General features: G+C 34.1%; 23 protein-coding genes. 19 read left to right on the forward strand and 4 right to left on the reverse strand.

Going from position 1 to position 20,937, the window contains the following annotated elements; all coding sequences use genetic code 11:
• Window position 1 precedes the first annotated feature (1 nt).
• The 5 genes from mnmE to P0N36_RS08070 all read left to right on the forward strand — a co-directional run bounded on the left by mnmE (window position 2) and on the right by P0N36_RS08070 (window position 5,358).
• Window positions 2–1,387, forward strand: coding sequence for a tRNA uridine-5-carboxymethylaminomethyl(34) synthesis GTPase MnmE (gene mnmE / locus P0N36_RS08050; RefSeq protein WP_275842333.1), 1,386 nt, complete (start codon window positions 2–4; stop codon window positions 1,385–1,387).
• A 31-nt stretch (window positions 1,388–1,418) separates the two neighbouring features.
• Window positions 1,419–3,323, forward strand: coding sequence for a tRNA uridine-5-carboxymethylaminomethyl(34) synthesis enzyme MnmG (gene mnmG, locus P0N36_RS08055; protein WP_275842334.1), 1,905 nt, complete (start codon window positions 1,419–1,421; stop codon window positions 3,321–3,323).
• Window positions 3,310–4,020: a 16S rRNA (guanine(527)-N(7))-methyltransferase RsmG gene (rsmG, locus tag P0N36_RS08060; RefSeq protein ID WP_275842335.1), complete on the forward strand. Its 711-nt coding sequence runs from the start codon at window positions 3,310–3,312 to the stop codon at window positions 4,018–4,020. The genes mnmG and rsmG overlap by 14 nt, the downstream gene beginning before the upstream one ends.
• 75 nt (window positions 4,021–4,095) lie before the next feature.
• Window positions 4,096–4,902, forward strand: coding sequence for a ParB/RepB/Spo0J family partition protein (locus P0N36_RS08065; protein ID WP_275842336.1), 807 nt, complete (start codon window positions 4,096–4,098; stop codon window positions 4,900–4,902).
• 6 nt (window positions 4,903–4,908) lie between these two features.
• Window positions 4,909–5,358, forward strand: a complete 450-nt coding sequence (locus P0N36_RS08070; RefSeq protein WP_275842337.1) for a GNAT family N-acetyltransferase — start codon at window positions 4,909–4,911, stop codon at window positions 5,356–5,358.
• 112 nt (window positions 5,359–5,470) lie between these two features.
• On the opposite strand, the gene P0N36_RS08075 is transcribed toward P0N36_RS08070, so the two are convergent.
• Window positions 5,471–6,415, reverse strand: coding sequence for an alpha/beta fold hydrolase (locus P0N36_RS08075; protein ID WP_275842338.1), 945 nt, complete (start codon window positions 6,413–6,415; stop codon window positions 5,471–5,473).
• A gap of 311 nt (window positions 6,416–6,726) precedes the next feature.
• Here P0N36_RS08075 and P0N36_RS08080 point away from each other — a divergent pair, with 311 nt between their 5' ends.
• The 6 genes from P0N36_RS08080 to P0N36_RS08105 all read left to right on the forward strand — a co-directional run bounded on the left by P0N36_RS08080 (window position 6,727) and on the right by P0N36_RS08105 (window position 11,865).
• Entirely contained in the window at window positions 6,727–7,902 is a 1,176-nt protein-coding gene (locus P0N36_RS08080) for a sensor histidine kinase (protein WP_275842339.1), read from the forward strand.
• Window positions 7,895–8,542: a response regulator gene (locus P0N36_RS08085; RefSeq protein WP_275842340.1), complete on the forward strand. Its 648-nt coding sequence runs from the start codon at window positions 7,895–7,897 to the stop codon at window positions 8,540–8,542. The genes P0N36_RS08080 and P0N36_RS08085 overlap by 8 nt, the downstream gene beginning before the upstream one ends.
• Window positions 8,543–8,874: 332 nt before the next feature.
• Window positions 8,875–9,642, forward strand: coding sequence for a ParA family protein (locus tag P0N36_RS08090; protein ID WP_275842341.1), 768 nt, complete (start codon window positions 8,875–8,877; stop codon window positions 9,640–9,642).
• Between the two features lies 1 nt (window position 9,643).
• Complete coding sequence (locus tag P0N36_RS08095; RefSeq protein WP_275842342.1) at window positions 9,644–10,522, forward strand: ParB/RepB/Spo0J family partition protein; 879 nt, start codon at window positions 9,644–9,646, stop codon at window positions 10,520–10,522.
• Window positions 10,523–10,528: 6 nt separating this feature from the next.
• The gene (locus tag P0N36_RS08100; RefSeq protein ID WP_275842343.1) at window positions 10,529–11,032 is read left to right on the forward strand and encodes a DUF4446 family protein; all 504 of its coding nucleotides are present in this window, start codon (window positions 10,529–10,531) and stop codon (window positions 11,030–11,032) included.
• A gap of 35 nt (window positions 11,033–11,067) precedes the next feature.
• Entirely contained in the window at window positions 11,068–11,865 is a 798-nt protein-coding gene (locus P0N36_RS08105; protein ID WP_275842344.1) for a Cof-type HAD-IIB family hydrolase, read from the forward strand.
• A gap of 15 nt (window positions 11,866–11,880) precedes the next feature.
• On the opposite strand, the gene P0N36_RS08110 is transcribed toward P0N36_RS08105, so the two are convergent.
• Window positions 11,881–12,177: an ArsR/SmtB family transcription factor gene (locus P0N36_RS08110; protein WP_275842345.1), complete on the reverse strand. Its 297-nt coding sequence runs from the start codon at window positions 12,175–12,177 to the stop codon at window positions 11,881–11,883.
• A gap of 190 nt (window positions 12,178–12,367) precedes the next feature.
• Here P0N36_RS08110 and P0N36_RS08115 point away from each other — a divergent pair, with 190 nt between their 5' ends.
• Together P0N36_RS08115 and rsmA are read left to right on the forward strand one after the other, a co-directional pair.
• Window positions 12,368–12,901: an HD-GYP domain-containing protein gene (locus P0N36_RS08115; RefSeq protein WP_275842346.1), complete on the forward strand. Its 534-nt coding sequence runs from the start codon at window positions 12,368–12,370 to the stop codon at window positions 12,899–12,901.
• Window positions 12,902–12,935: 34 nt separating this feature from the next.
• Window positions 12,936–13,826, forward strand: coding sequence for a 16S rRNA (adenine(1518)-N(6)/adenine(1519)-N(6))-dimethyltransferase RsmA (gene rsmA / locus P0N36_RS08120; RefSeq protein WP_334305351.1), 891 nt, complete (start codon window positions 12,936–12,938; stop codon window positions 13,824–13,826).
• A 65-nt stretch (window positions 13,827–13,891) separates the two neighbouring features.
• On the opposite strand, the gene P0N36_RS08125 is transcribed toward rsmA, so the two are convergent.
• Both P0N36_RS08125 and P0N36_RS08130 read right to left on the reverse strand, forming a co-directional pair.
• Window positions 13,892–14,962 (reverse strand): DUF4097 family beta strand repeat-containing protein, encoded by a 1,071-nt coding sequence (locus P0N36_RS08125; RefSeq protein WP_275842348.1) that lies wholly within the window; start codon window positions 14,960–14,962, stop codon window positions 13,892–13,894.
• Window positions 14,952–15,536 carry an HAAS domain-containing protein gene (locus tag P0N36_RS08130; protein WP_275842349.1) on the reverse strand — a complete coding sequence of 195 codons (585 nt, stop codon included), beginning with the start codon at window positions 15,534–15,536 and terminating at the stop codon, window positions 14,952–14,954. Before P0N36_RS08130 ends, P0N36_RS08125 begins: the two co-directional genes overlap by 11 nt.
• Before the next feature lie 219 nt (window positions 15,537–15,755).
• Between P0N36_RS08130 and P0N36_RS08135 the strand changes: the two genes are divergently transcribed.
• From P0N36_RS08135 to accB, 6 genes are all read left to right on the forward strand, one after another.
• Complete coding sequence (locus P0N36_RS08135; RefSeq protein WP_275842350.1) at window positions 15,756–16,718, forward strand: beta-ketoacyl-ACP synthase III; 963 nt, start codon at window positions 15,756–15,758, stop codon at window positions 16,716–16,718.
• A gap of 322 nt (window positions 16,719–17,040) precedes the next feature.
• On the forward strand, window positions 17,041–17,268 hold the full coding sequence (acpP, locus tag P0N36_RS08140) for an acyl carrier protein (protein ID WP_275842351.1): 228 nt from the start codon (window positions 17,041–17,043) through the stop codon (window positions 17,266–17,268).
• Window positions 17,269–17,355: 87 nt separating this feature from the next.
• Complete coding sequence (fabD, locus tag P0N36_RS08145) at window positions 17,356–18,282, forward strand: ACP S-malonyltransferase (protein ID WP_275842352.1); 927 nt, start codon at window positions 17,356–17,358, stop codon at window positions 18,280–18,282.
• A complete protein-coding gene (gene fabG, locus P0N36_RS08150) occupies window positions 18,282–19,022 on the forward strand; it encodes a 3-oxoacyl-[acyl-carrier-protein] reductase (protein ID WP_275842353.1) in 741 nt (246 codons plus the stop codon). The genes fabD and fabG overlap by 1 nt, the downstream gene beginning before the upstream one ends.
• A gap of 157 nt (window positions 19,023–19,179) precedes the next feature.
• A complete protein-coding gene (fabF, locus tag P0N36_RS08155; RefSeq protein WP_275842354.1) occupies window positions 19,180–20,415 on the forward strand; it encodes a beta-ketoacyl-ACP synthase II in 1,236 nt (411 codons plus the stop codon).
• Window positions 20,416–20,440: 25 nt separating this feature from the next.
• Entirely contained in the window at window positions 20,441–20,929 is a 489-nt protein-coding gene (gene accB, locus P0N36_RS08160; protein WP_275842355.1) for an acetyl-CoA carboxylase biotin carboxyl carrier protein, read from the forward strand.
• The last annotated feature ends 8 nt before the right edge of the window (window positions 20,930–20,937 follow it).

Below are 20,937 nucleotides of genomic sequence, written 5' to 3' on the forward strand. Positions count from 1 at the left end.
TATGTTAAATGATACTATTTGTTCCATTGCAACAGCTTTATCCCCCTCAGGTATAGGAATTATACGTGTTAGTGGTGATAATAGTATTGCAATCGTCAATAAAATTTTCAAATCAGTTCATAATAATTTAAAATTAGATCAAGTTAAGTCTCATACCATTCATTATGGTCATATTATAATGCCAACTACCGATGAAATTATAGATGAAGTTATCGTATCTGTTATGAAGGGGCCACATAGTTTCACACGTGAAGATGTGGTAGAAATTAATTGTCATGGTGGAATTATGATACTTGAGAATGTCCTTAAGCTTGTTTTGACCATGGGAGCTAGGCTTTCTGAACCAGGAGAGTTTACAAAAAGAGCTTTTATGAATGGACGTATTGATTTATCTCAGGCTGAGGCGGTTATTGACATCATCAATTCAAAAACTCAATTATCCCTAAAGTCATCTGTTAACCAACTCAATGGACAATTAAGTAAAAAGATGGATTTTATTATGAATCAATTAATTCATTTGATAGCACATATAGAAGCTTCCATTGATTATCCGGAGTATGATATAGAGGCACTTAACGAGAACAAAGTAAAATTAGATATTGAAATAATTATTAAAGATATTTATGAATTGATGCAATCATATGATAGTGGAAAATTAATAAGAGAAGGCATAAGTACTGCGATAATAGGAAAGCCAAATGTAGGAAAATCCTCTTTACTTAATGCGATGTTAAAAGAAGATAGAGCAATTGTAACAGACATTCCCGGTACAACCAGAGACGTATTAGAAGAATATATGAATATTCATGGTATCCCTTTGAAACTGGTTGATACAGCGGGTATAAGAATAACCGAAGATCAAATAGAAAAAATTGGTGTACAGAGATCAAAATCAAAACTTGAGGAAGCGGACTTAATAATTTTTGTATTGGATGCTTCAAGAGCTTTGGATGAGGAAGATTTACATATAATAGAATTAATTAAGGACAGAGAAGTCATTTGTCTTTTCAATAAGATGGATTTAGATGAAAAAATTGATCGAAAAAGGATAGAGGCTATATTAAATCATGGCTGTATGATTGATATTTCTGCCAAAAATATAGAAGGTATAGATGCACTTGAACATGCTATTAAGGATATGTTTTATCTTGGTGAAATTGACGTGAACAATGATCTTTACATAACGAATGTTAGACATAAGAATGCATTAGAAAAAGCTTTGCTTAGTTTAAATGAGGTGCTGGAGTCAATTAACAATAGGATGCCGGAAGATTGCTGGTCCATAGATTTGAAAAACGCTTATGAGAACTTAGGTATTATAACAGGTGATACAGTTAATGAAGATGTGATAAAAGAAATATTCAGTCGTTTCTGCTTAGGTAAATAATCTCATACCATTGATTAGATTGGAGTACATAATGAAAAGTAATAATGAAATATATGAAGTAATTGTTGTAGGTGGTGGGCATGCAGGTTGTGAGGCAGCCTTGGCAAGCGCAAGGCGAGGTATTAAAACCATATTATTTGCTGTGAACTTAGACAGTATAGCTATGTTGCCTTGTAACCCTAGTATAGGTGGAACGTCAAAAGGACATTTGGTACGAGAAATAGATGCTTTAGGTGGAGAAATGGGTAGAAATATTGACAAAACATATCTTCAGTCGAGGATGTTAAATACAGGAAAAGGACCTGCTGTTCATTCATTAAGAGCCCAGGCTGATAAACATAAGTATGCCGGTACAATGAAGAGGACTTTAGAACAGCAAGAGAATCTACATATACGTCAATCAGAAGTTGTGGATATTATAGTTGAGAATCAGGAAGTTAAAGGTATAAAAACTGTTTCTGGCACTATATATGAAGGTAAGGCAGTGATTATTGCTACAGGAACCTATCTTAAAGCAAAATGTATCTACGGGGAAGTTGAAATAAATAGTGGCCCCAATGGCCTTCAAGCTGCCAACTACTTAACAGATGCACTTAAAAAAAATGGAATCAATATGTATAGATTCAAAACTGGGACGCCGGCAAGAGTCGATGCTAACACCATAGACTTCACCAAAATGGAAGCGCAAGACGGTGATTTAAAAATAGTACCATTTTCTTTTGAAAATAGAGCATCAGACATAGAAAGAGAACAAATACCATGTTGGCTTGCTTATACCAATGCAGTCACCCATGAAAAGATTAGAGAGAACTTAAGCAGATCACCACTTTATAGTGGTGTCATTGAGGGAACGGGTCCAAGATATTGCCCTTCTATAGAAGATAAAGTTGTAAGATTTGCAGATAAAGAACGTCATCAAATTTTTCTTGAACCGGAAGGTGAAGACACATCTGAAATGTATGTACAAGGCATGTCAAGCTCTTTACCGGAAGATGTTCAAAAAGCAATGTTAAGAACCATACCAGGTATGGAAAATTGTCAAATAATGAGAACAGGCTATGCCATTGAATATGATTGCATCGATTCTTTACAGTTACATCCAACTTTAGAGTTCAAAGAAATTAAAGGTTTATTTAGTGCAGGTCAATTTAATGGTAGTTCCGGTTATGAAGAAGCTGCTGCTCAAGGATTGATTGCTGGTATAAATGCAGGGCAAAGAGTTTTACATAAAGACATGGTAGTAATCAATCGTTCAGAAGGCTATATTGGCGTTTTGATAGATGATCTTGTAACAAAAGGAACAAAAGAACCATACAGAATGATGACATCTAGAGCTGAGTATAGATTATTGTTAAGACAAGATAATGCAGATTTAAGATTAACAGATATTGGTTTTAAGGTTGGACTAATTACAGATTTGCGGTATGCAAAATTTTGTGCTAAAAGAAGGGCAATTGAACAAGAAGTAAAAAGATTGAAAAATACAACAGTTGGTGTAAAGCCGAAGGTTTTAACTTATTTGAAAGAGAGAGGCAGTACACCTCTAAAATCTGGTGCTACCCTAGGAGAATTGCTAAAAAGGCCAGAAATTGATTATATGTCATTAGGGGTCATTGATATAGAAAGGGTACCTTTAGAAGCTGATATCATAGAACAAGTCGAGATAATATTAAAGTATGAAGGTTATATCAAACGACAAGAACTACAAGTGGAACAGTTTAAAAAACTAGAGCAAAAATATATACCTGAGGCCATAAATTACGATGAAGTCTATAGCCTTAGACTTGAAGCAAAACAGAAATTGAATACGGTAAGACCGATATCAATTGGACAAGCATCTCGTATTTCAGGCGTTTCTCCTGCAGATATATCTGTGTTATTGGTATATTTAGAACAATATAGATCTAAGATTGGAAATGATGATGAACATAAATAAAATAATAGAAAGTTTTAAAGTTATTGGTATTAATCTAAGTGATCAGCAAGCAAAACAGTTTTCTATTTACTATAGTGAACTTATCTTATGGAACGATAAAATAAATTTAACGTCTATTTTAGAAGAGGATGCAGTTCTTTCAAAACATTTTGTGGATAGTGTTCTTTCCACAAGAGTGATGAACTACAAAGATGTAAAAAAATTAATTGATGTGGGAAGTGGTGCTGGTTTTCCTGGCATCCCACTCAAAATAATATACCCTCATATTGAGGTTGTTTTGTTAGATGCTTTAAATAAGAGAGTTGCATTTTTAAATCATATTATAAAGAAACTTGATCTAAGTAACATTTATGCGATACATGGACGTGCTGAAGATCTCGCTAGAACAGAATTACGTGAATCTTTTGATCTGTGCGTATCTCGGGCTGTTAGCCAGTTGAATGTTTTGTGTGAGTATTGTTTACCTTTCATTTCGAACAAGGGTCTTTTTATTTCTTATAAAGGAAATAAAACCCTTGAAGAACTGGATCAAAGTAAGAATGCAATACTTATTTTAGGAGGAGTGTTGGAACGTGTTGTTGAGGATGTATCTTTAGATGCTAATACAGATCGAGGTTTTGTAATGATAAGAAAAGTGTTTGAGACAGATATGAGGTACCCAAGACGTTCAGGAAAACCATTAAAGAAACCCTTATAATTATTTCCCAGGAAATAAGTTCTATGCTATAATGATGAAGAAATGACAAACAATGTTTATAAAGGTGGTTATTTAATGAATCCTGATTTATCTTATCAAGTATTTCAAGTTCCTATAGAATCCATAAGACCTAACCCTAATCAGCCTAGGTATAGATTTGATGATGATATGCTATCTGAGTTAGCAGAATCAATAAGATTGTATGGTATTATGCAGCCTATTAGCGTTCGACTAATCGAAACAAATCAATATGAGTTGGTGGCTGGTGAAAGAAGATTAAGAGCAGCTAAATTATTGTATATGACGAGTATTCCGGCATTAATAATAAATGTTACAGAAAAAGACAGTGCCATTCTGGCACTAATTGAAAATCTACAGCGCGAGAACTTAAACTATATTGAAGAAGCTAAAGGGTTTGCTCAACTTATTTCAAACTATGGTTTAAAACAACAAGAACTTGCGAATCAACTAGGGAAGAGTCAATCATCCATAGCCAATAAACTAAGATTACTTAATCTTTCTGAAAAAGTACAAGAGGTATTATTAAATGCAGATTTAACGGAGCGCCATGGTAGAATATTGTTGAAGCTTGAAAAAGAAGAAGATCAGCTGGTAATTTTAGAACGAATGATTAATGAAAAATTAAATGTAAGTCAAAGTGAAAAGCTCGTTAATAAAATATTGGCCAATCAAAGTTTAAATAAAGAGGAAGTCTTAGAAAAAGCAATGGTAAAAGGTTATTTAAAAGATATTCGCTTATTTACCAATACTATTAAACAAGCTGTAGATATGGTAAAACATTCGGGAATAGATATTAATTATCAAATTAAGCAGACAGAGGAAGCGTATGAAATTAGTATACGAATTCCTATGGAGGATTAAGCACATATGATAGAAGCACGATATGTATTTGGAAATGAAGCTATGCAGTTAAGTGGCGGTATAAGATATGAAGTGTTTACAGAGGAACAAGGCGTAGACATCCAGTATGAACGCGATTTTTATGATTATTTTGCCCATCATGTAGTTGTAATGAAGGATGACTTACCTCTTGCTACAGGAAGATTGATCTTTACGAATGAGGTATTTTTAATCGGACGCGTAGCGGTTTTGAAGGACCACAGAGGCAATAATTATGGTGATCTTGTCGTAAGAATGCTCATAGATCGTGCTTTTAGCATTGGTGCAGATGAAGTTGAGGTACATGCACAATTGTCAGTACAAGGATTTTATGAAGGCATTGGTTTTATCCCGATAGGAGAAGCTTTTTATGAAGAAGGTATTGAGCACATAAAAATGGTTGTTGATCAAAAAAGTTTGCAAAAAAGTTGTCAGTAGAAATAAAGTTAAAATAGCATATAAATATCAGATAATTTTTATGTAATTAAAAAAAGACAAACGCACATAAGCGCTTGTCTTTTTTTACAAATAAGATGAATTATTATAAATCTTAATGAAGATATACCATAAGAATTTCTAAGGTAGATTCAGGTTTTTCTATATGTGGATAGTTTTTAGTACGATCAATAGTAGAAACCTCAATAGCTGGATTTAGGAACTTGTAGTCGTAGAGGATGGCTTCATAATCACCTATAATTCGTGTACCTTGTATTATAAAAATATTATTATTAATTTTTGATATTGCTTCCTTAATATTAACATTATTAAAATGGCACAAGTCAGAAGCATAAGTGTACTTAGAAGCGCTACCACTTAGATGGGCAGCTTCTCTTAAAGTATCTATATAGTTTAATTTAAGATGCATAGGATTATAAAATTTTTGTTTTAGACTTCTTCGAATCATCAGCCTTGAAAATATAATATTATAAAAGCTTGTACCAATAATTGGCAATTCAATTAAGAACTTATTAAGTTTATCTTTACGTTTAGGATTTTTTGCAAGCTCTTCAAAACTCCCGGGGTTTATAAAGACTAAACTATTAAAATCATCAGGATTTTGATAACAAGCCATTGTTACATAGGCATTACTTCGACCACTTGTTAAAACTGAGGTCTTTTCCCGAATAACATTTTTTCTAAAATCTACGAGCAATTGAACAAAAAGATAAGCAGTGTATGTAATCTTTGGCTTATCCGATTTACCATAGCCAATTAAGTCTATGGCATATACACGGTATTTTTTTGCTAGTGAATCGATAAGCTTATTGTATTCAAAAGAAGAGCTATCAGCGGAAGTATCGTGGATAAGAAGAAGGCTAGATCCTTTCCCTTGAACCGTATAGAAAATTTTGCCAAATTTCCATTGATAATAATGGGCCCGACTATGGAATAACTTCTCTTTTATGGTGGCGACTGAGAAAATTAGTCGGTTATATAATAACAGAAGGCAAGTACCAAAACCTATAAGCAGTAATTTTTGAGAAAATTTTTTCAAAAGAATAACTCCCTTCAAAGCAAGCAGAATATGTTGACTACTACTATTATGGCCGAAAATCATATTTATTTCAATAGCAAACCTGTAATTACTCAAAAATAAAGATAATAATATATCATAACCTTGTACACCATGTTGAAAAAGTGATATAATTATATGAAAGGTTAAAGTGTCAAGACTAAGTTTCTCTTGTTACTTACAAGATATAGATTACGTTGATGCTTTCATAACTATATGTTGTAAGTAACAAGTTCAATTTTATGGTTTTGACACTTTAGCCATATGAAAACCTACTATGAAGGAATGTGACCATGTATAAGAAACAGTTTAATCAGTTGGACGAAATCATTGACAAAACCATTGATTCTATTAAGGACAGTGTGAAAGAAATAAAAGACATCAGTGATTATGCAAGACAAGAATATCTTGAGCTTGAAGAAGAGTTTTTACGACTAAAAATTGAAGCCACTGATCTGATTGATCGAGTTGATTCTTTAGAAAAGAAGTATAAATTGTCCAAATCTAAGCTTTTAATGGTCAATAAGAATTTTAACAATTATAGCCAAGAACAAATGCAGGAAATATATGAGGCTACAGATAAGTTGAGGGTTGACTTGGCTGTAGAAAAAGAAAGAGAAATGAACTTAATCAAAAGAAGAAATGAACTTGAGTTACATCTAAAATATGTGCGTAAAATATCTGAAAAAGCAGATAAGCTTTCTTATAATTTTGAAATAGCTTATAGTGTGCTTTCAGGTGATCTTAAGAAAATTACTGAAAAGATAGATGATATTCAGAATAAGGAAATTTGGGGACTTAAAGTAATAGAAGCTCAAGAGATAGAGAGACAAAGAATTGCTAGAGACATGCACGATGGCCCGGCCCAAAGTTTATCCAATCTTATTATAAAGACAGAATTATGCATTAAATTGTTGGATATTGACATTGACCGTACAAAATTAGAACTTCAGACTTTAAAGATGTACATTAGAGGAACTATAGACGAAACTAGACGTATGATTTACAACCTACGTCCGATGTCGATTGATGACCTCGGTCTAATACCAACATTAGAACGACTTATTGAAAAAATGAGTGAAGATTTAGGATTTAGTATTGAGTTTAATGTAATGGAATGTGATGATTATAAGTCAGAAGAAATTGATCCAGTTGTTAATTTAACCCTATACCGCATTACACAAGAGGCCCTGAACAATGTTTTAAAGTATTCTAAAGCTACAAGAGTTTGTGTAGATTTAACATATGAAGACACGGGTATAGAACTTGAAATAACGGATAATGGTATTGGATTTGAGGTTGGTGACATGAAGTTAAGTCTAAAAGACAATAAAGGTTTTGGAATGTCTATGATGCGCGAAAGGGCGAATCTTTTATCCAGTGACTTACAAATCGTATCAAGAACAGGAAGAGGTACTTCAATACATATAAGAGTTCCCTTGAATAATAAGGAGGAGAGACATGAGTAAAATTAGAATTATGATAGCCGATGATCATTCTATGGTGAGAGAAGGCTTAAAACAATTAGTAGAATTAGAAGAAGATATTATTGTTGTGGCTCAAGCAGGAAATGGTAATGAAACAATAGAAAAGATTATTGAGTATAGTCCTGATGTTGTTTTGTTGGACATTAATATGCCTGAGCGTAATGGACTTGAAGTTTTAACCTATTTGAAGCAAAATGATATTAGCGCCAACATAATAATATTAACGATTCACAATGAAGTTGAGTACCTTTATAAGGCTGTAGAAATCGGTGTAAAAGGCTATGTTTTAAAGGACTCTGAATCTGATGTCCTTATACGCGCCATTCGTTCGGTTTATGTAGGTGAAACCTATATACAACCCAATATGGCATCTTTGTTATTTAAAAAAATGAATAATGATGAGACTGGCGCAGCACATAATACGAGATTAACAAAACGAGAAATAGAAGTCCTTAAATTAATTACCGAGGGCTTACTTAATAAAGAAATTGCTCACAGATTATGTATAAGTGAAAAAACAGTTAAGAACCACGTATCTAATATTTTCAAGAAGATTGAAGTTTCTGATCGTACACAAGCTGCTGTATTTGCAATAAAGAATGCTATTGTGGAATTGTTTTAGAAGTTTAAAATAATGTTATAGACGATAAATATATAAAAGTAGTAAAGTTAAAAAGCCTCTAAGAAAAATATCTTAGAGGCTTTTTAAAGATAATTTTTTCAAGCTATTGGATGCTATAAGGAAAATAGACGAAATGATATGCATATTTTGCAAAAAAGTTATTCTGAGATGACACATAAAGATGAATCTTTATACTTTGAACTTAATATTGTTTCACGTGAAACAATTGATCGGATTTTTAAGGATGATTTCAAATGTTTCACGTGAAACATAATGAATAGTTGAAGTGAATGTGCTATAATTAGAAAAGAAAATGAGAGCAGGTGTAGAATATGGGTAGAATTATAGCGATTGCCAATCAGAAAGGTGGGGTTGGCAAAACAACGACAGCGATTAATCTTTCGGCCTGTCTCGCGGAAAAAAAGAAAAAAGTATTAACACTGGACATTGATCCTCAAGGAAATACAACTAGAGGATTAGGTATTGACAAAACCAAACTAAAGAACACGACCTATGAACTACTTCTCGGTACGCAGTCACTAGAAGAGACTGTTATGGTAAACATCTATGACAATCTGTCTTTGATACCAGCGAATGTAGAGTTAGCCGGCGCAGAGGTTGAACTAATAGGTTTAAAAGAAAACAGCTTTATTATGAAGAAAATACTCAAAAGCATTGCTTCGGAATATGATTTCATTATCATTGATTGCCCACCGTCCTTAAGCATACTTACAGTGAATGCATTAACAGCAGCAGACACAGTTTTAGTACCTATTCAATGTGAGTTTTTTGCTCTTGAAGGACTATCTCAACTCATGCATACAATTAATTTAGTAAAAAAGCGTCTCAATCCCGATTTAGAAATCGAAGGTGTAGTTTTTACGATGTATGATGCAAGAACAAATTTATCCATACAGGTTGTTGAAGAAGTAAAAAAAGAACTTAGACGTACGAACATATATCAAACCATCATACCAAGAAATGTAAGGCTTGGAGAAGCACCAAGTTATGGTTTACCTATAAACCTGTACGATTCTAATTCAAAAGGTGCAGAAAGCTACCGACTACTGGCAGATGAAGTCATTGAAAGGAGGGTATAACATGGCTAAAAAAAGAGGACTGGGTCAGGGGCTGAATGCACTCATTTCTGACGAGCTTGAAGATGAAATACTGGACCATGGAAAAGGTGGTACCTTAAATATAAGAATATCCAATATAGAGCCTAATAGAGAACAACCTAGGAAGGTTTTTGAAGAGGATGCATTGCATGAACTGGCGGATTCTATTACTCAATATGGTATTATTCAACCACTGATTGTTGCAAAAAAAGATAAGTATTATGAAATCATAGCCGGTGAGCGTAGATGGCGGGCAGCAAAACTAGCAGGTCTTAAGGAAGTGCCGGTTATTGTCAAAGATTATTCAGATGAAATGATTCTTGAAGTATCCCTTATAGAAAATATTCAAAGAGAAAATCTAAATCCTATCGAAGAAGCTTTAGCTTACCAACGTTTAATTGGAGAGTTTTCTCTTAAGCAAGATGAGATAGCCGAGAAGGTATCAAAGAGCAGATCTGCAATTGCTAATACTTTAAGATTGCTAAATCTTAGTAAACAAGTACAACAGATGATTATTGATGAAATGATATCGAGTGGTCATGCAAGAGCCTTGCTAGCGATAGAAGATCAAAATGCCCAACTGGATATTGCAACAAGAGTTTTTGATGAAAAGCTTAGTGTAAGAGAAACAGAAAAGCTTATTAAAAACCATTTGAATCCTAGTAAAAAAGTTAAAAGAGATACTGCCTTATCTGTCCTTGATCCCATTTATAAAAAGATAGAGGATGATGTAAAGAAAATTTTTGGTACAAAGGTATCCATTCTTAAAAAAACAGAACAACTGGGAAAAATCGAGATAGAATACTATTCCAAAGATGAACTGGACAGAATATTAGAGTTAATGCATACGATACAGGATTAATAGGAGATGCACATGGAAATATATCAATATATTAACAACTATACAACAGATATTATTGCGATTTTAATTATCGTTATATCATTACTAACATTAACCACTTTATTGCAATTTATTACGATACTTCGCTTAAAGAAAAAGTATAGATCTTTTACGTCTTTAAGTTCTGAAATTAACATTGAAGATGTCTTAATTAATAATCAAGAAAGTATTAAGAATTTAATGAATGATAAGATGATTATTCAAGATGATATTAGAAAAATATATGAAAGCCTTAATAAGACGTTTGAAAGTGTTGCAATGCATAAATACGACGCATTTGGTGGTATGGGTGGTAAGTTAAGTGCTGTTATTGTACTAATAAATAAGAATTTAGATGGTTTCTTATTAAATTCTATAAATACAAGAGAAGGTAGTCATCTCTATACCAAACAGATTATTAGAGGCAAGACAGAGCAGGCACTATCAAAAGAAGAACAAGATACTATTAAAATGGCTATTGAACAAATTTAGGCTGTGTTAACAAATGAGATTAAGAGAGGCATATTATGAAATATAAATTACTGGCGATAGACTTAGACGATACATTATTAAATGATCAACTTGAAATTAGTGAAGACAACAAAAAAGCAATCATAGAAATGGAAAAGATGGGCATACATGTTGTATTTTGCTCAGGTAGAGCAAAGGATTCTATGATGAAATATGTTAAGGAAGTCGGCGTACATGAAAAAGAAGACTATATTATCTCTTATAATGGTGCGGTCATAGACCGCTTTGATGGTGAAAGAGTATTTTATAAACCAATTTCAGGAGAAGATCTAAAAGAATTAATAGAAGCTGGTCGACAACATAACATTGATACACAACTTTACACGGATGAGATTATGGTTGAGAAGTATACAGATAAAACCCAACAATATGAAAAACTATCAGGATTGCCAGTAAAGGTAGTAAGCGACCTTAAGGAAGTGAAAGAGAGTATAAAAGTGCTCTATAATCATGTTGCTGGAGAGGCACTAGAAGAATTACGACTTGAGTTAATGGCAAAATTTGATGATACATTTAATATTTTCTATTCCAAATCTCATTATATAGAAGTTCTTCATAAGGAAGCAAATAAAGGTTTGGCTGTAAAAAATCTAGCTGAAAGCTTAGGCATTAACCAAGAAGAAGTCGTTGCTATTGGTGATGGATTCAATGATGTATCCATGATTAAATATGCTGGTCTTGGCATAGCTGTAAAAAATGCCCATGAAGGTGTCAAGGTTACAGCGGACTATATTACAGAATCAGAAAACAATGAAAATGCTATATGGGAAGTATATGAAAAATTCATTAAATGATTCAAAAATCACCCTCTACTTTGAGGGTGATGGTGGGTGATTTTTAAGCAAGACTTCTATTAGAACAATGGCCATAGGGTTAACGACTTTATACTTAATTTCCAGTCCTTCACGTTTTCCTTCGATAATATGTGCAGCTTTTAACTTGGCTAGATGTTGAGATACAGTCGATTGGGGTATACTTAGGCAACTTTGCATAAAAGTTACATTACATCCGGGATTCTTAAGCAAACCATCTGCTATGCATAGCCTTGCGGGATGGCCTAGAACCTTTAATAACTCAGCCACTTCATTATATGTTTCTAATTCCATAATAACACCTCATCAAATTTTATTTAAATTTTTTGAATATCATAATATACTAATAAATAGAACAGTTCAATTGTATCAAATAAATCAGACTATGTAAATAACAGTGTTAATAATATTATATGTTTGTTATAATAAGCCTGTAATATTGAAGCACCTAGCTGTAAGAGATCTAATCTAATGGAGGCGTCTTATGAACATAAAAGGAACCTATGAAATTATTCAACATAATATTAGAGTAAGTAAGCTAGCAGAAAAAGTAGCCTATAGCATGGGATTAGATGAGGAAACGTGTCAAAGTGTAGCGGTTTCTGGTTTATTTATTGATATGGGTAAACTATCTATGGACAATGAAGTTTTCGGCAGTTCTAGAGACCTTACCAATGATGAATATGAGTATGTAAAACAACATACAACAAAAAGCACACAAATGCTTATACAAGCAAGTCATGTATCCAATGAAGTCTTAAGCAGTATCATGCACCATCATGAGAACTATGATGGCTCAGGGTATCCGGACAAACTTAAAGGAGAATTAATACCTTTAGGTGCAAGAATACTAAAGATATGTGATGTTTTCTATGCATTACTTGAGAAAAGGCCTTTTAGGGAAGACTATTCAAAAAAAGAGGCTATTTTAATCATGTCAAAAGAAGCAGACCAATTCGACCCCAAAATCATGACCGTATTTAAAGAAGTCGTAAGTACAACCAGAATCAATTTCTAAGAGATCTTGGTGACATAGGAAAGAGGATAAATTGATCAAAAGAATTGCAAATATAAGCGAGACTAAGGCGATTATTGAAAAGTACGGATTTAGTTTTCAAAAAAGATTTGGACAGAATTTTTTAATTGACTCCAATATTATAGATAAGATTATTCAAGGTGCATCCCTTACAAAAGAAGATGTTGTATTGGAAATTGGTCCTGGAATAGGTAGCCTAACGCAAGCCATGGCAGAGTCGGCCAAAAAAGTAATAGCTGTCGAGATAGATAAAAAGTTAATACCGGTACTAGAAGATACTTTAAGTGGTTATGATAACATAAGAATTATTAATGAGGATATTTTAAAGTTAGATATTAAAAAGCTAATTTCCGAAGAAGGTGTAAATCGGATTAAGGTTGTTGCGAATCTTCCATATTATATAACAACACCCATCATTATGAATCTATTAGAAAAAAGGCTACCAATAACTTCCATTACTGTAATGATACAAAAGGAAGTGGCAGAACGAATGGATGCGGTTCCAGGGACTAAGGCTTATGGTGCACTGTCTCTAGCAACAAGCTATTATGCCCAAACAGAATTGGTTACCATGGTTAAACCGGATTGTTTTATACCTAGACCTAATGTAGGTTCGGCAGTTATTAAACTAACAAGACGCACGACACCTTCTGTATCAGTTATAGATGAAGCAATACTTTTTAAAATTATTAAGGGGGGGTTTGCTCAAAGAAGAAAGACATTGATTAATAGTCTAACTAACAGCCAGCCTCAATTTAATAAAAGCCAAGTTATACAAGTACTTGAGACCTTGGATTTAGATGTTAGAATTCGAGGTGAAGCATTAAATCTTAATCAGTATGCACAGATTACGAATAAACTAATAAAGCTTGCAGACTTAGATACCAAAAAGCCATCACTTAAGTGATGGCTTTTTGGTATCTAAGAGAAAAACGAGATATTATTTAACATGTATAGATTACAAAATAATCGCTAGTATGAGGATTTTTTATTAACACGAATACTACCCACATCAACACTTAGGAAAATATTAGCCTCAGGTCTATTTGATACGACGGGTATATCACTAGAGATCTCAGTTAGCTTAGTATTGCTATAAACTTTGCTTTCGTCATCAAAAGGTAGTATCAAATCCAAACTGCCGATATTTACCTTTGCATCAAGCTGATGGATAGGTTCCATGAATTCTAACCGAATGTCGCCTGCATTAGAGGTTATCGTTGCATCAATTGGTGAACGGCTAAAAACAAAATCTAAATCGCCAAAATTATTAGATGCCTTAAAGTTTTGTACTTCTTCTAGTGCATGAAGTCGTAAGGTCCCAGTATTAATTGACAAATCTAGTTGATTTACACTCTCTTCAGTCTTTACGTTAATGTTACCAGCATTGATGCTAAGCGTTAATTGATCTAAGGGTTGTAAAAGATCTATCTTCAATTCACCAACATTCGAACTAATACTAAGGTTATCTAGATGATTCGGTAGGGTCAAATCGCCTAACTCAAAAATTGTTTTCTCAATAATTAAAGTATCACAATGGTAATCCTCAGGTACATATAAGGTTATGGATCCATTGTATGTACGATCTGTAAAAACATTCTTTAAAGTTAATTTGGAGCTGATATGGATTTCTTGATTGACTTGAGTGGCTTTATAATCAACTCTATATTTTGGGGTATCTGGAACCTCCCTATCAAAAATGACTTTAATATCATCTCGATCTTCATGAACAAACAGGATGGTTTCAGTTGTTGCAAGTATTTTTATCCTATCTAAGATGTCAAAGGTCTTCTCCTCATGTATTTGCTTAGTGTTAAATCGACTTGAGGGATTCTTATTATCAAAATTTAAACCATCCAGATCAAAATCCATATTCATTGTAATATTATCAAGACGACTAACCACGATATTTGAATTAAAGAATTCTTTAAAACTTAAATTGTGCTTATCCATATAACTAATTATTATTAGGGCAGCTAGTGCTATAATAGCGACTGAAGCCAATAGTGCTTTCCCCATGATAGTATCAAAACTATTTTTCATAACGATCACCTCTGATTAATTGAATATTCCATTTCACATACTTAACAGTTAACATACACCAGTATTTTATAAACCATATGGAAAGTATCATAAAAAAAGTACCGAGTCCTATTAAAAAAATACCACTACTACCCATCAAAACGGGATGTTCAATTAACAATAAGGGCAAATGAAAAACACCCGGTAAGGAAAAAAAAGTAGAAAACAAGAGCGCAATGCCGGAAAAAAAGACACCAAGACCGCCACCCAAAAATCCTATAATGACGCCCCATATACCGGCATAGATACCTAATACGAAAATCAAATTAAATAAGAGTAGTCCCATTCCAATGAAAAAGCTTTTTAAAAACTTAATACCAACGGGCTCCACAGGCTGAGTCATTTCCTTTTTTCTGTAGGTGGCAGCTAATTGTTCAGGATTACCAAAACGTGCTAAGGTTTTCTCCAAATCATCAGGATTGGACTCGACCTGTTCCAACTGATTTTTGTAATGAGCAATAATACGAAATCGATCTTTTACATTATACTTAGTAAGTGCAGCATCCAAGGATGCTAAAAATTCTGATTGAGTCATAAGAGGACCCCTTTCATACTTCTGTTGATAAAGTAAGTATAGCAATGTATTATTCATTTACCCATATAAAAGGATTAGAATTTAGTTAGAAAACTTGACAAAAAACCAAAAAGTGATATACTTTGATTATCAAACTATTCTAAAGTCAAATCAATACATATCTATAATAAGACATCACATGTATAACAAAAGTATAGACTTTTGATTTAAGGAGCAATCATGAAAATAGCTAAAATATCCGGCATTGGACATTATGTACCAGAACTCAAAGTATCTAATAACGATCTTTCTAAATTGATGGATACGAATGATGAATGGATTTATTCGAGAACAGGGATAAGAAATAGATATATTGCAGTTAGTGAAACTTCTTATGAGATGGCGGGCTTCGCAGCTCTAAGAGCATTGGAAAAGGCAGGATTAGATCCTATAGATGTTGACCTTATTATAGTGGCAACTTTTTCAGGGGAGTATGCTACACCATCTATGGCGTGTCTTGTTCAAAAAGCAATTGGTGCTGTTAAAGCTATGAGTTTTGATTTGAATGCAGCATGTTCAGGCTTTGTTTATGGCATAGATGTTGCAGATCAGTTTATAAAAACAGGTAAATACAAAAATGCTTTAGTCATTGGAAGTGAGAAACTATCTCAAATCCTCGATTGGGAAGATCGAAGTACTTGTGTATTATTTGGAGACGGTGCAGGTGCAGTTGTTTTAGAAGCCGGAGATGACGTTGGTATTATTGATTCTGTTAATTATGCAATCGGCGAAGCATATGAATGCCTATATGCAAAGAATGTTGGTAATAAAACACCTTTTTATGAAGAGCAAAATGAGCATAAGCTAATGATGAACGGACAAGATGTATTTCAGTTTGCCTGTAAAAAAGTACCTGAGATACTTTATGAAGTGATGGAAAAGAATCAAGTCAATCAAGAAGATGTAGATTATTTTGTTCTCCATCAGGCAAATGTACGTATAGTGACTAAAATAGCAAAACGCATGAAAATAAGTATAGACAAGTTTTATGTAAACATGGAAGCTTATGGTAATACATCTGCAGCATCAATACCTATTGCATTATCTGAAATGTCAGAAAAAAATATGCTGATAGGTAAAAAAGTTCTTATTGCAGGATTTGGTGCAGGTTTGACATATGGTTGTAGTTTGATACAATTTTAATGAATGGATACCTTGATTGGTTAAAGTATCAAAACTAAGTTTCCCTATATTTCATTCAACATATAGATTACGTTGATACATTCATAACTATATATAGAATGAAATAGTTCAACTAAATAGTTTTGTCACTTTAACCTGATTAAAGTATCAAAACTAAGTTTCCCTATATTTCATTCAACATATAGATTACGTTGATACATTCATAACTATATATAGAATGAAAAGTTCAACTAAATAGTTTTGTCACTTTAACCTGATTTAAGGGTTCAAATAAAGTGTTTTGATAACAAAAACAAGATAATAGATTATAGGAGGCAATAACATGACTTTAGAAGCGTTAGTAGAAATCATTGTAGAAGAATTAGATGTAGATGCAGCAGAGGTAGTGCCAACAGCATCATTTATTGATGACTTAGGTGCGGATTCATTGGATCTTTTTGAATTAGTAATGAGTATTGAAGATGCATTTGGTGTTGCAATACCAAATGAAGAACTGGCTAATATTAAGACCGTTCAAGATGTTCTTAACTATGCTGAGGCAAATGCTTAAACAATAGACAAAAAAGGTAAAAAGAACTTTTATTTTAAATAGAGGTTCTTTTTACCTAAATAAAAAAAGGTGTCAAGGAGAATGAAAATGAGTAAAATTGCTTTTATTTTTCCGGGCCAAGGTGCTCAACATGTGGGCATGGGTCAGGAAATTATTACCAATTACGTTGAAAGTAAGAAAGTGTTTGACCAGGCCAATGACTTATTAGATTTTGACTTATATGAATTATGCAACACTGAAAACACAAAAATTAATGATACAGCCTATACCCAGGTGGCATTGCTATCGGTATCCATAGCTACATTAAAAGTCATAGAAGACATGGGTGTCAAAGCGGACTATCTTGCCGGCTTGAGTCTAGGTGAATATAGTGCTCTCGTCGCAAGTGGGTTACTGAGTTTTGATGAAGCTATTGATATTGTTAGAAAAAGAGGTCAATACATGCAAGAGGCTGCTCTAGATACAGATGGAGGTATGGCTGCCATCATTGGTTCCAATCAGGAGGCCATATTAGAAGTCTTTAATCAAGTAGAGGGTTATTTGACCATAGCCAATTACAACAGCAGTAAACAAATCGTGATAGCTGGTGAAAAGGATGCTCTAAACAAAAGTTATCCATTGTTTGAAGCAGCAAGGATAAAAGTCATACCTTTAAACGTCAGTGGAGCTTTTCATAGTGAGTTAATGGCTGGGGCTGCAGACAAATTAAGACCAAGGCTTGATTCCGTTATGTTCAATAAATATATAACACCGTACCTCAGTAATGTGACGGGTAAAGTGGTTACAGATACAAGTCAGATCAAAAATCTGTTGATAACACAAGTGAAGTCACCAGTCTTATGGGAAAACAATGTACAAAAAATGATTGCACTTGGTGTAGATACCTTCATAGAAATCGGTCCGGGCAACACCTTGGCGGGCTTAATAAAGAAGATCGATCGTAAGAAAAAAGTAATCAGTGTTAATGGTCTAGATGGACTAGAAGAACTAAAAACATTCATGGAGGTTAAATAATGGCAGATTATAAAGTAGCACTTATAACAGGGGGCAATACCGGTATTGGTAAAGTAATAGCCTTAGAACTTGCTAAAGAAGGACATGATATACTTTTAAATTATATTTTTGATGAGGCAGCGGCACTTGAGGTGAAAAGTCAAGTTGAGACTATTGGAAGCAGATGTGAGCTTTTATATGGCGATATCAGTGATTTTGGCGTCGTGGAAAAAATGATGGAAGATGCATTTAAGGTTTTTGGTAGAATTGATGTCTTGGTCAACAATGCAGGTATAACAAGAGATAACCTGATTATGCGCATGAGCGAAGATGAGTTCGACGCGGTCATTAATGTCAACTTAAAAGGAACTTTCAATTGTTGCAAGCATATAGCAAGAAAAATGCTTAAACAAAAAGAAGGTAAGATTATTAACATTGCATCTATTGTTGGTGTTATGGGTAATGTGGGTCAAGTGAATTATTCGGCGTCAAAAGCGGGTGTTATTGGTCTAACAAAAACTTTGGCAAGAGAATTTGCATCAAGGGGTATTAAAGTGAATGCGATTGCGCCAGGGTTTATTAAGACAGCAATGACGGATAAGATGCCTGAGCAAGCAAGAACAGAAATGATTGCCAATATACCTTTAAACAGACTTGGTGAGCCTAAAGACATTGCAGATTTGGTTGTATTTTTGGCGTCAGATAAAGCGGATTATATAACAGGACAGATTATTGGTGTCAATGGTGGATTATATATATAGAAGATTGGTTAAGGTGTCAAAACTAAATAGTTGAACTTTCACATAGAATATATTGTTACGAATGTATCAACGTAATCTAGATATTGTATGTGGATTTAGTGAAACTTAGTTTTGACCCTTTAACCAAGATTAAAAAGATGTGAGAAGGAGTATAAGAATGAGTAGAAGAGTTGTTGTTACAGGTATAGGTGCAATCACGCCAATTGGAAACAATGTGGACCAATTTTGGTCGGCACTAAAAGAAGGTATTTCAGGTGTGGATATGATTACCCAATTTGATGCATCCGACTATCCGGTCAAAATAGCGGCTGAGTTAAAAGATTATAACCCGAAAGACTTCTTAGATAGGAAAGATGCCAAGCGCATGGAACGATTTTCACAGTTTGCAGTTATTGCAGCAGGTGAAGCCCTTACTATGTCAGGCCTTAAGGTGACAGAAGATAATTGTGACCGTATTGGTACATTTATTGGATCCGGTATGGGTAGCCTTGGCATGATTGAGGAAGAAGAAAAGCGTTTGTTGGAGTTTGGTCCCCAAAGAGTAGCGCCACTTATTATTCCCAAAATCATTGTTAATATGGCAGCCGGTAATGTGGCTATAAAATATGGTTTAAAAGGACCTTCTCACTGTATTGTGTCAGCATGTGCCTCAGGTTCACATTCCATTGGTGAAGCCTTTCGTAATATCAAGTTTGGCATTATGGATGTTGCCGTAACCGGGGGTACAGAAAGTTGTGTGTCGCCAATGGGCATTGCAGGATTTAGTGCACTAACGGCATTAAGTGTTAATCCGGACCCCAAAAAAGCATCCAGGCCTTTTGATGGTGGTCGAGATGGTTTTGTCATGGGTGAAGGTGCCGGCATACTTGTACTTGAAGCTTTGGACCATGCCTTGGAACGTGGTGCGACTATTTTGGCTGAAATTGCAGGATATGGTGCAACAACCGATGCATATCATATGACATCTCCAGCGCCTGGAGGCATTGGCGGAGCGAAAGCCATGACCTTGGCAATTGACGAAGCAGGACTTAAACCAACAGATGTTGATTATATCAACGCTCATGGTACGAGTACCCCTTATAATGACAAATTTGAGACAGAAGCCATCAAAGTTTCACTAGGTGAACACGCATATAAAGTGGCGATTAACTCAACGAAATCAATGACTGGGCATTTACTAGGTGCAGCAGGCGGTATAGAAGCTGTAGTATGTATCAAATCTATTCAAGAGGATTACCTGCATCCGACAATCAATCAAGAGACGAATGATCCTGAATGTGATCTCGATTATGTACCTAATGTTGGAAGAAGTACCAAGGTGAATGTGGCCTTATCCAATTCATTAGGCTTTGGTGGTCATAACGCCACTTTACTGTTTAAAAAATATAAGTAAATAAGTTTGGGAGGCTATGTGTATTATGGAAACGAAAGAAATATTTAATCTAATTGAAAGCTTGAAGACAACAGAATATGCTCATATAGAAATCAATCATGAAGGGACCCATTTGGTATTTGATAAGATTGGTGGCAGACAAATGAGTGAAACAACTAATCCTACACCGCCTATGCAAAATAATATGAACATAGCAGAGACATCAGCTGTTACATCTAGCAATACATATTATGAAGAAAAAACGGTAATGGCTACATCAAAAGAAGAAGAGAACTTTTTATCCATTGATTCACCAATTGTAGGAACATATTACAATGCACCAAGTCCTGAAGCTAATACTTATGTAAAAGTCGGAGACAGTGTTAAAAAAGGTGATGTCGTATGTATTATTGAGGCCATGAAGCTCATGAATGAGATCGAATCTGAAGTCGATGGCGAGATTGTTGCCATCATGGTTCAAAATGAGTCTCCTGTTGAATATGGCCAGCAACTTTTTAAAATAAAACCCTTATAAGGAGCATA

It is taken from the genome of Petrocella sp. FN5 (genome assembly GCF_029210395.1).
In the GTDB taxonomy this organism is placed as follows: Bacteria; Bacillota; Clostridia; order Lachnospirales; family Vallitaleaceae; genus Petrocella.

Bases quoted from the DNA above. Each gene is read 5' to 3' on its own strand.
- accB (WP_275842355.1), top strand. From the start codon at position 20,441: ATGGAAACGAAAGAAATATTTAATCTAATTGAAAGCTTGAAGACAACA.
- fabG (WP_275842353.1), top strand. From the start codon at position 18,282: ATGGCAGATTATAAAGTAGCACTTATAACAGGGGGCAATACCGGTATT.
- P0N36_RS08095 (WP_275842342.1), top strand. From the start codon at position 9,644: ATGGCTAAAAAAAGAGGACTGGGTCAGGGGCTGAATGCACTCATTTCT.
- P0N36_RS08070 (WP_275842337.1), top strand. From the start codon at position 4,909: ATGATAGAAGCACGATATGTATTTGGAAATGAAGCTATGCAGTTAAGT.
- fabD (WP_275842352.1), top strand. From the start codon at position 17,356: ATGAGTAAAATTGCTTTTATTTTTCCGGGCCAAGGTGCTCAACATGTG.
- mnmG (WP_275842334.1), top strand. From the start codon at position 1,419: ATGAAAAGTAATAATGAAATATATGAAGTAATTGTTGTAGGTGGTGGG.
- P0N36_RS08105 (WP_275842344.1), top strand. From the start codon at position 11,068: ATGAAATATAAATTACTGGCGATAGACTTAGACGATACATTATTAAAT.
- P0N36_RS08065 (WP_275842336.1), top strand. From the start codon at position 4,096: ATGAATCCTGATTTATCTTATCAAGTATTTCAAGTTCCTATAGAATCC.
- P0N36_RS08135 (WP_275842350.1), top strand. From the start codon at position 15,756: ATGAAAATAGCTAAAATATCCGGCATTGGACATTATGTACCAGAACTC.
- P0N36_RS08130 (WP_275842349.1), bottom strand. From the start codon at position 15,536: ATGACTCAATCAGAATTTTTAGCATCCTTGGATGCTGCACTTACTAAG.
- fabF (WP_275842354.1), top strand. From the start codon at position 19,180: ATGAGTAGAAGAGTTGTTGTTACAGGTATAGGTGCAATCACGCCAATT.
- rsmG (WP_275842335.1), top strand. From the start codon at position 3,310: ATGAACATAAATAAAATAATAGAAAGTTTTAAAGTTATTGGTATTAAT.
- P0N36_RS08110 (WP_275842345.1), bottom strand. From the start codon at position 12,177: ATGGAATTAGAAACATATAATGAAGTGGCTGAGTTATTAAAGGTTCTA.
- mnmE (WP_275842333.1), top strand. From the start codon at position 2: ATGTTAAATGATACTATTTGTTCCATTGCAACAGCTTTATCCCCCTCA.
- P0N36_RS08080 (WP_275842339.1), top strand. From the start codon at position 6,727: ATGTATAAGAAACAGTTTAATCAGTTGGACGAAATCATTGACAAAACC.
- P0N36_RS08125 (WP_275842348.1), bottom strand. From the start codon at position 14,962: ATGAAAAATAGTTTTGATACTATCATGGGGAAAGCACTATTGGCTTCA.
- P0N36_RS08115 (WP_275842346.1), top strand. From the start codon at position 12,368: ATGAACATAAAAGGAACCTATGAAATTATTCAACATAATATTAGAGTA.
- P0N36_RS08090 (WP_275842341.1), top strand. From the start codon at position 8,875: ATGGGTAGAATTATAGCGATTGCCAATCAGAAAGGTGGGGTTGGCAAA.
- P0N36_RS08085 (WP_275842340.1), top strand. From the start codon at position 7,895: ATGAGTAAAATTAGAATTATGATAGCCGATGATCATTCTATGGTGAGA.
- acpP (WP_275842351.1), top strand. From the start codon at position 17,041: ATGACTTTAGAAGCGTTAGTAGAAATCATTGTAGAAGAATTAGATGTA.
- P0N36_RS08100 (WP_275842343.1), top strand. From the start codon at position 10,529: ATGCACATGGAAATATATCAATATATTAACAACTATACAACAGATATT.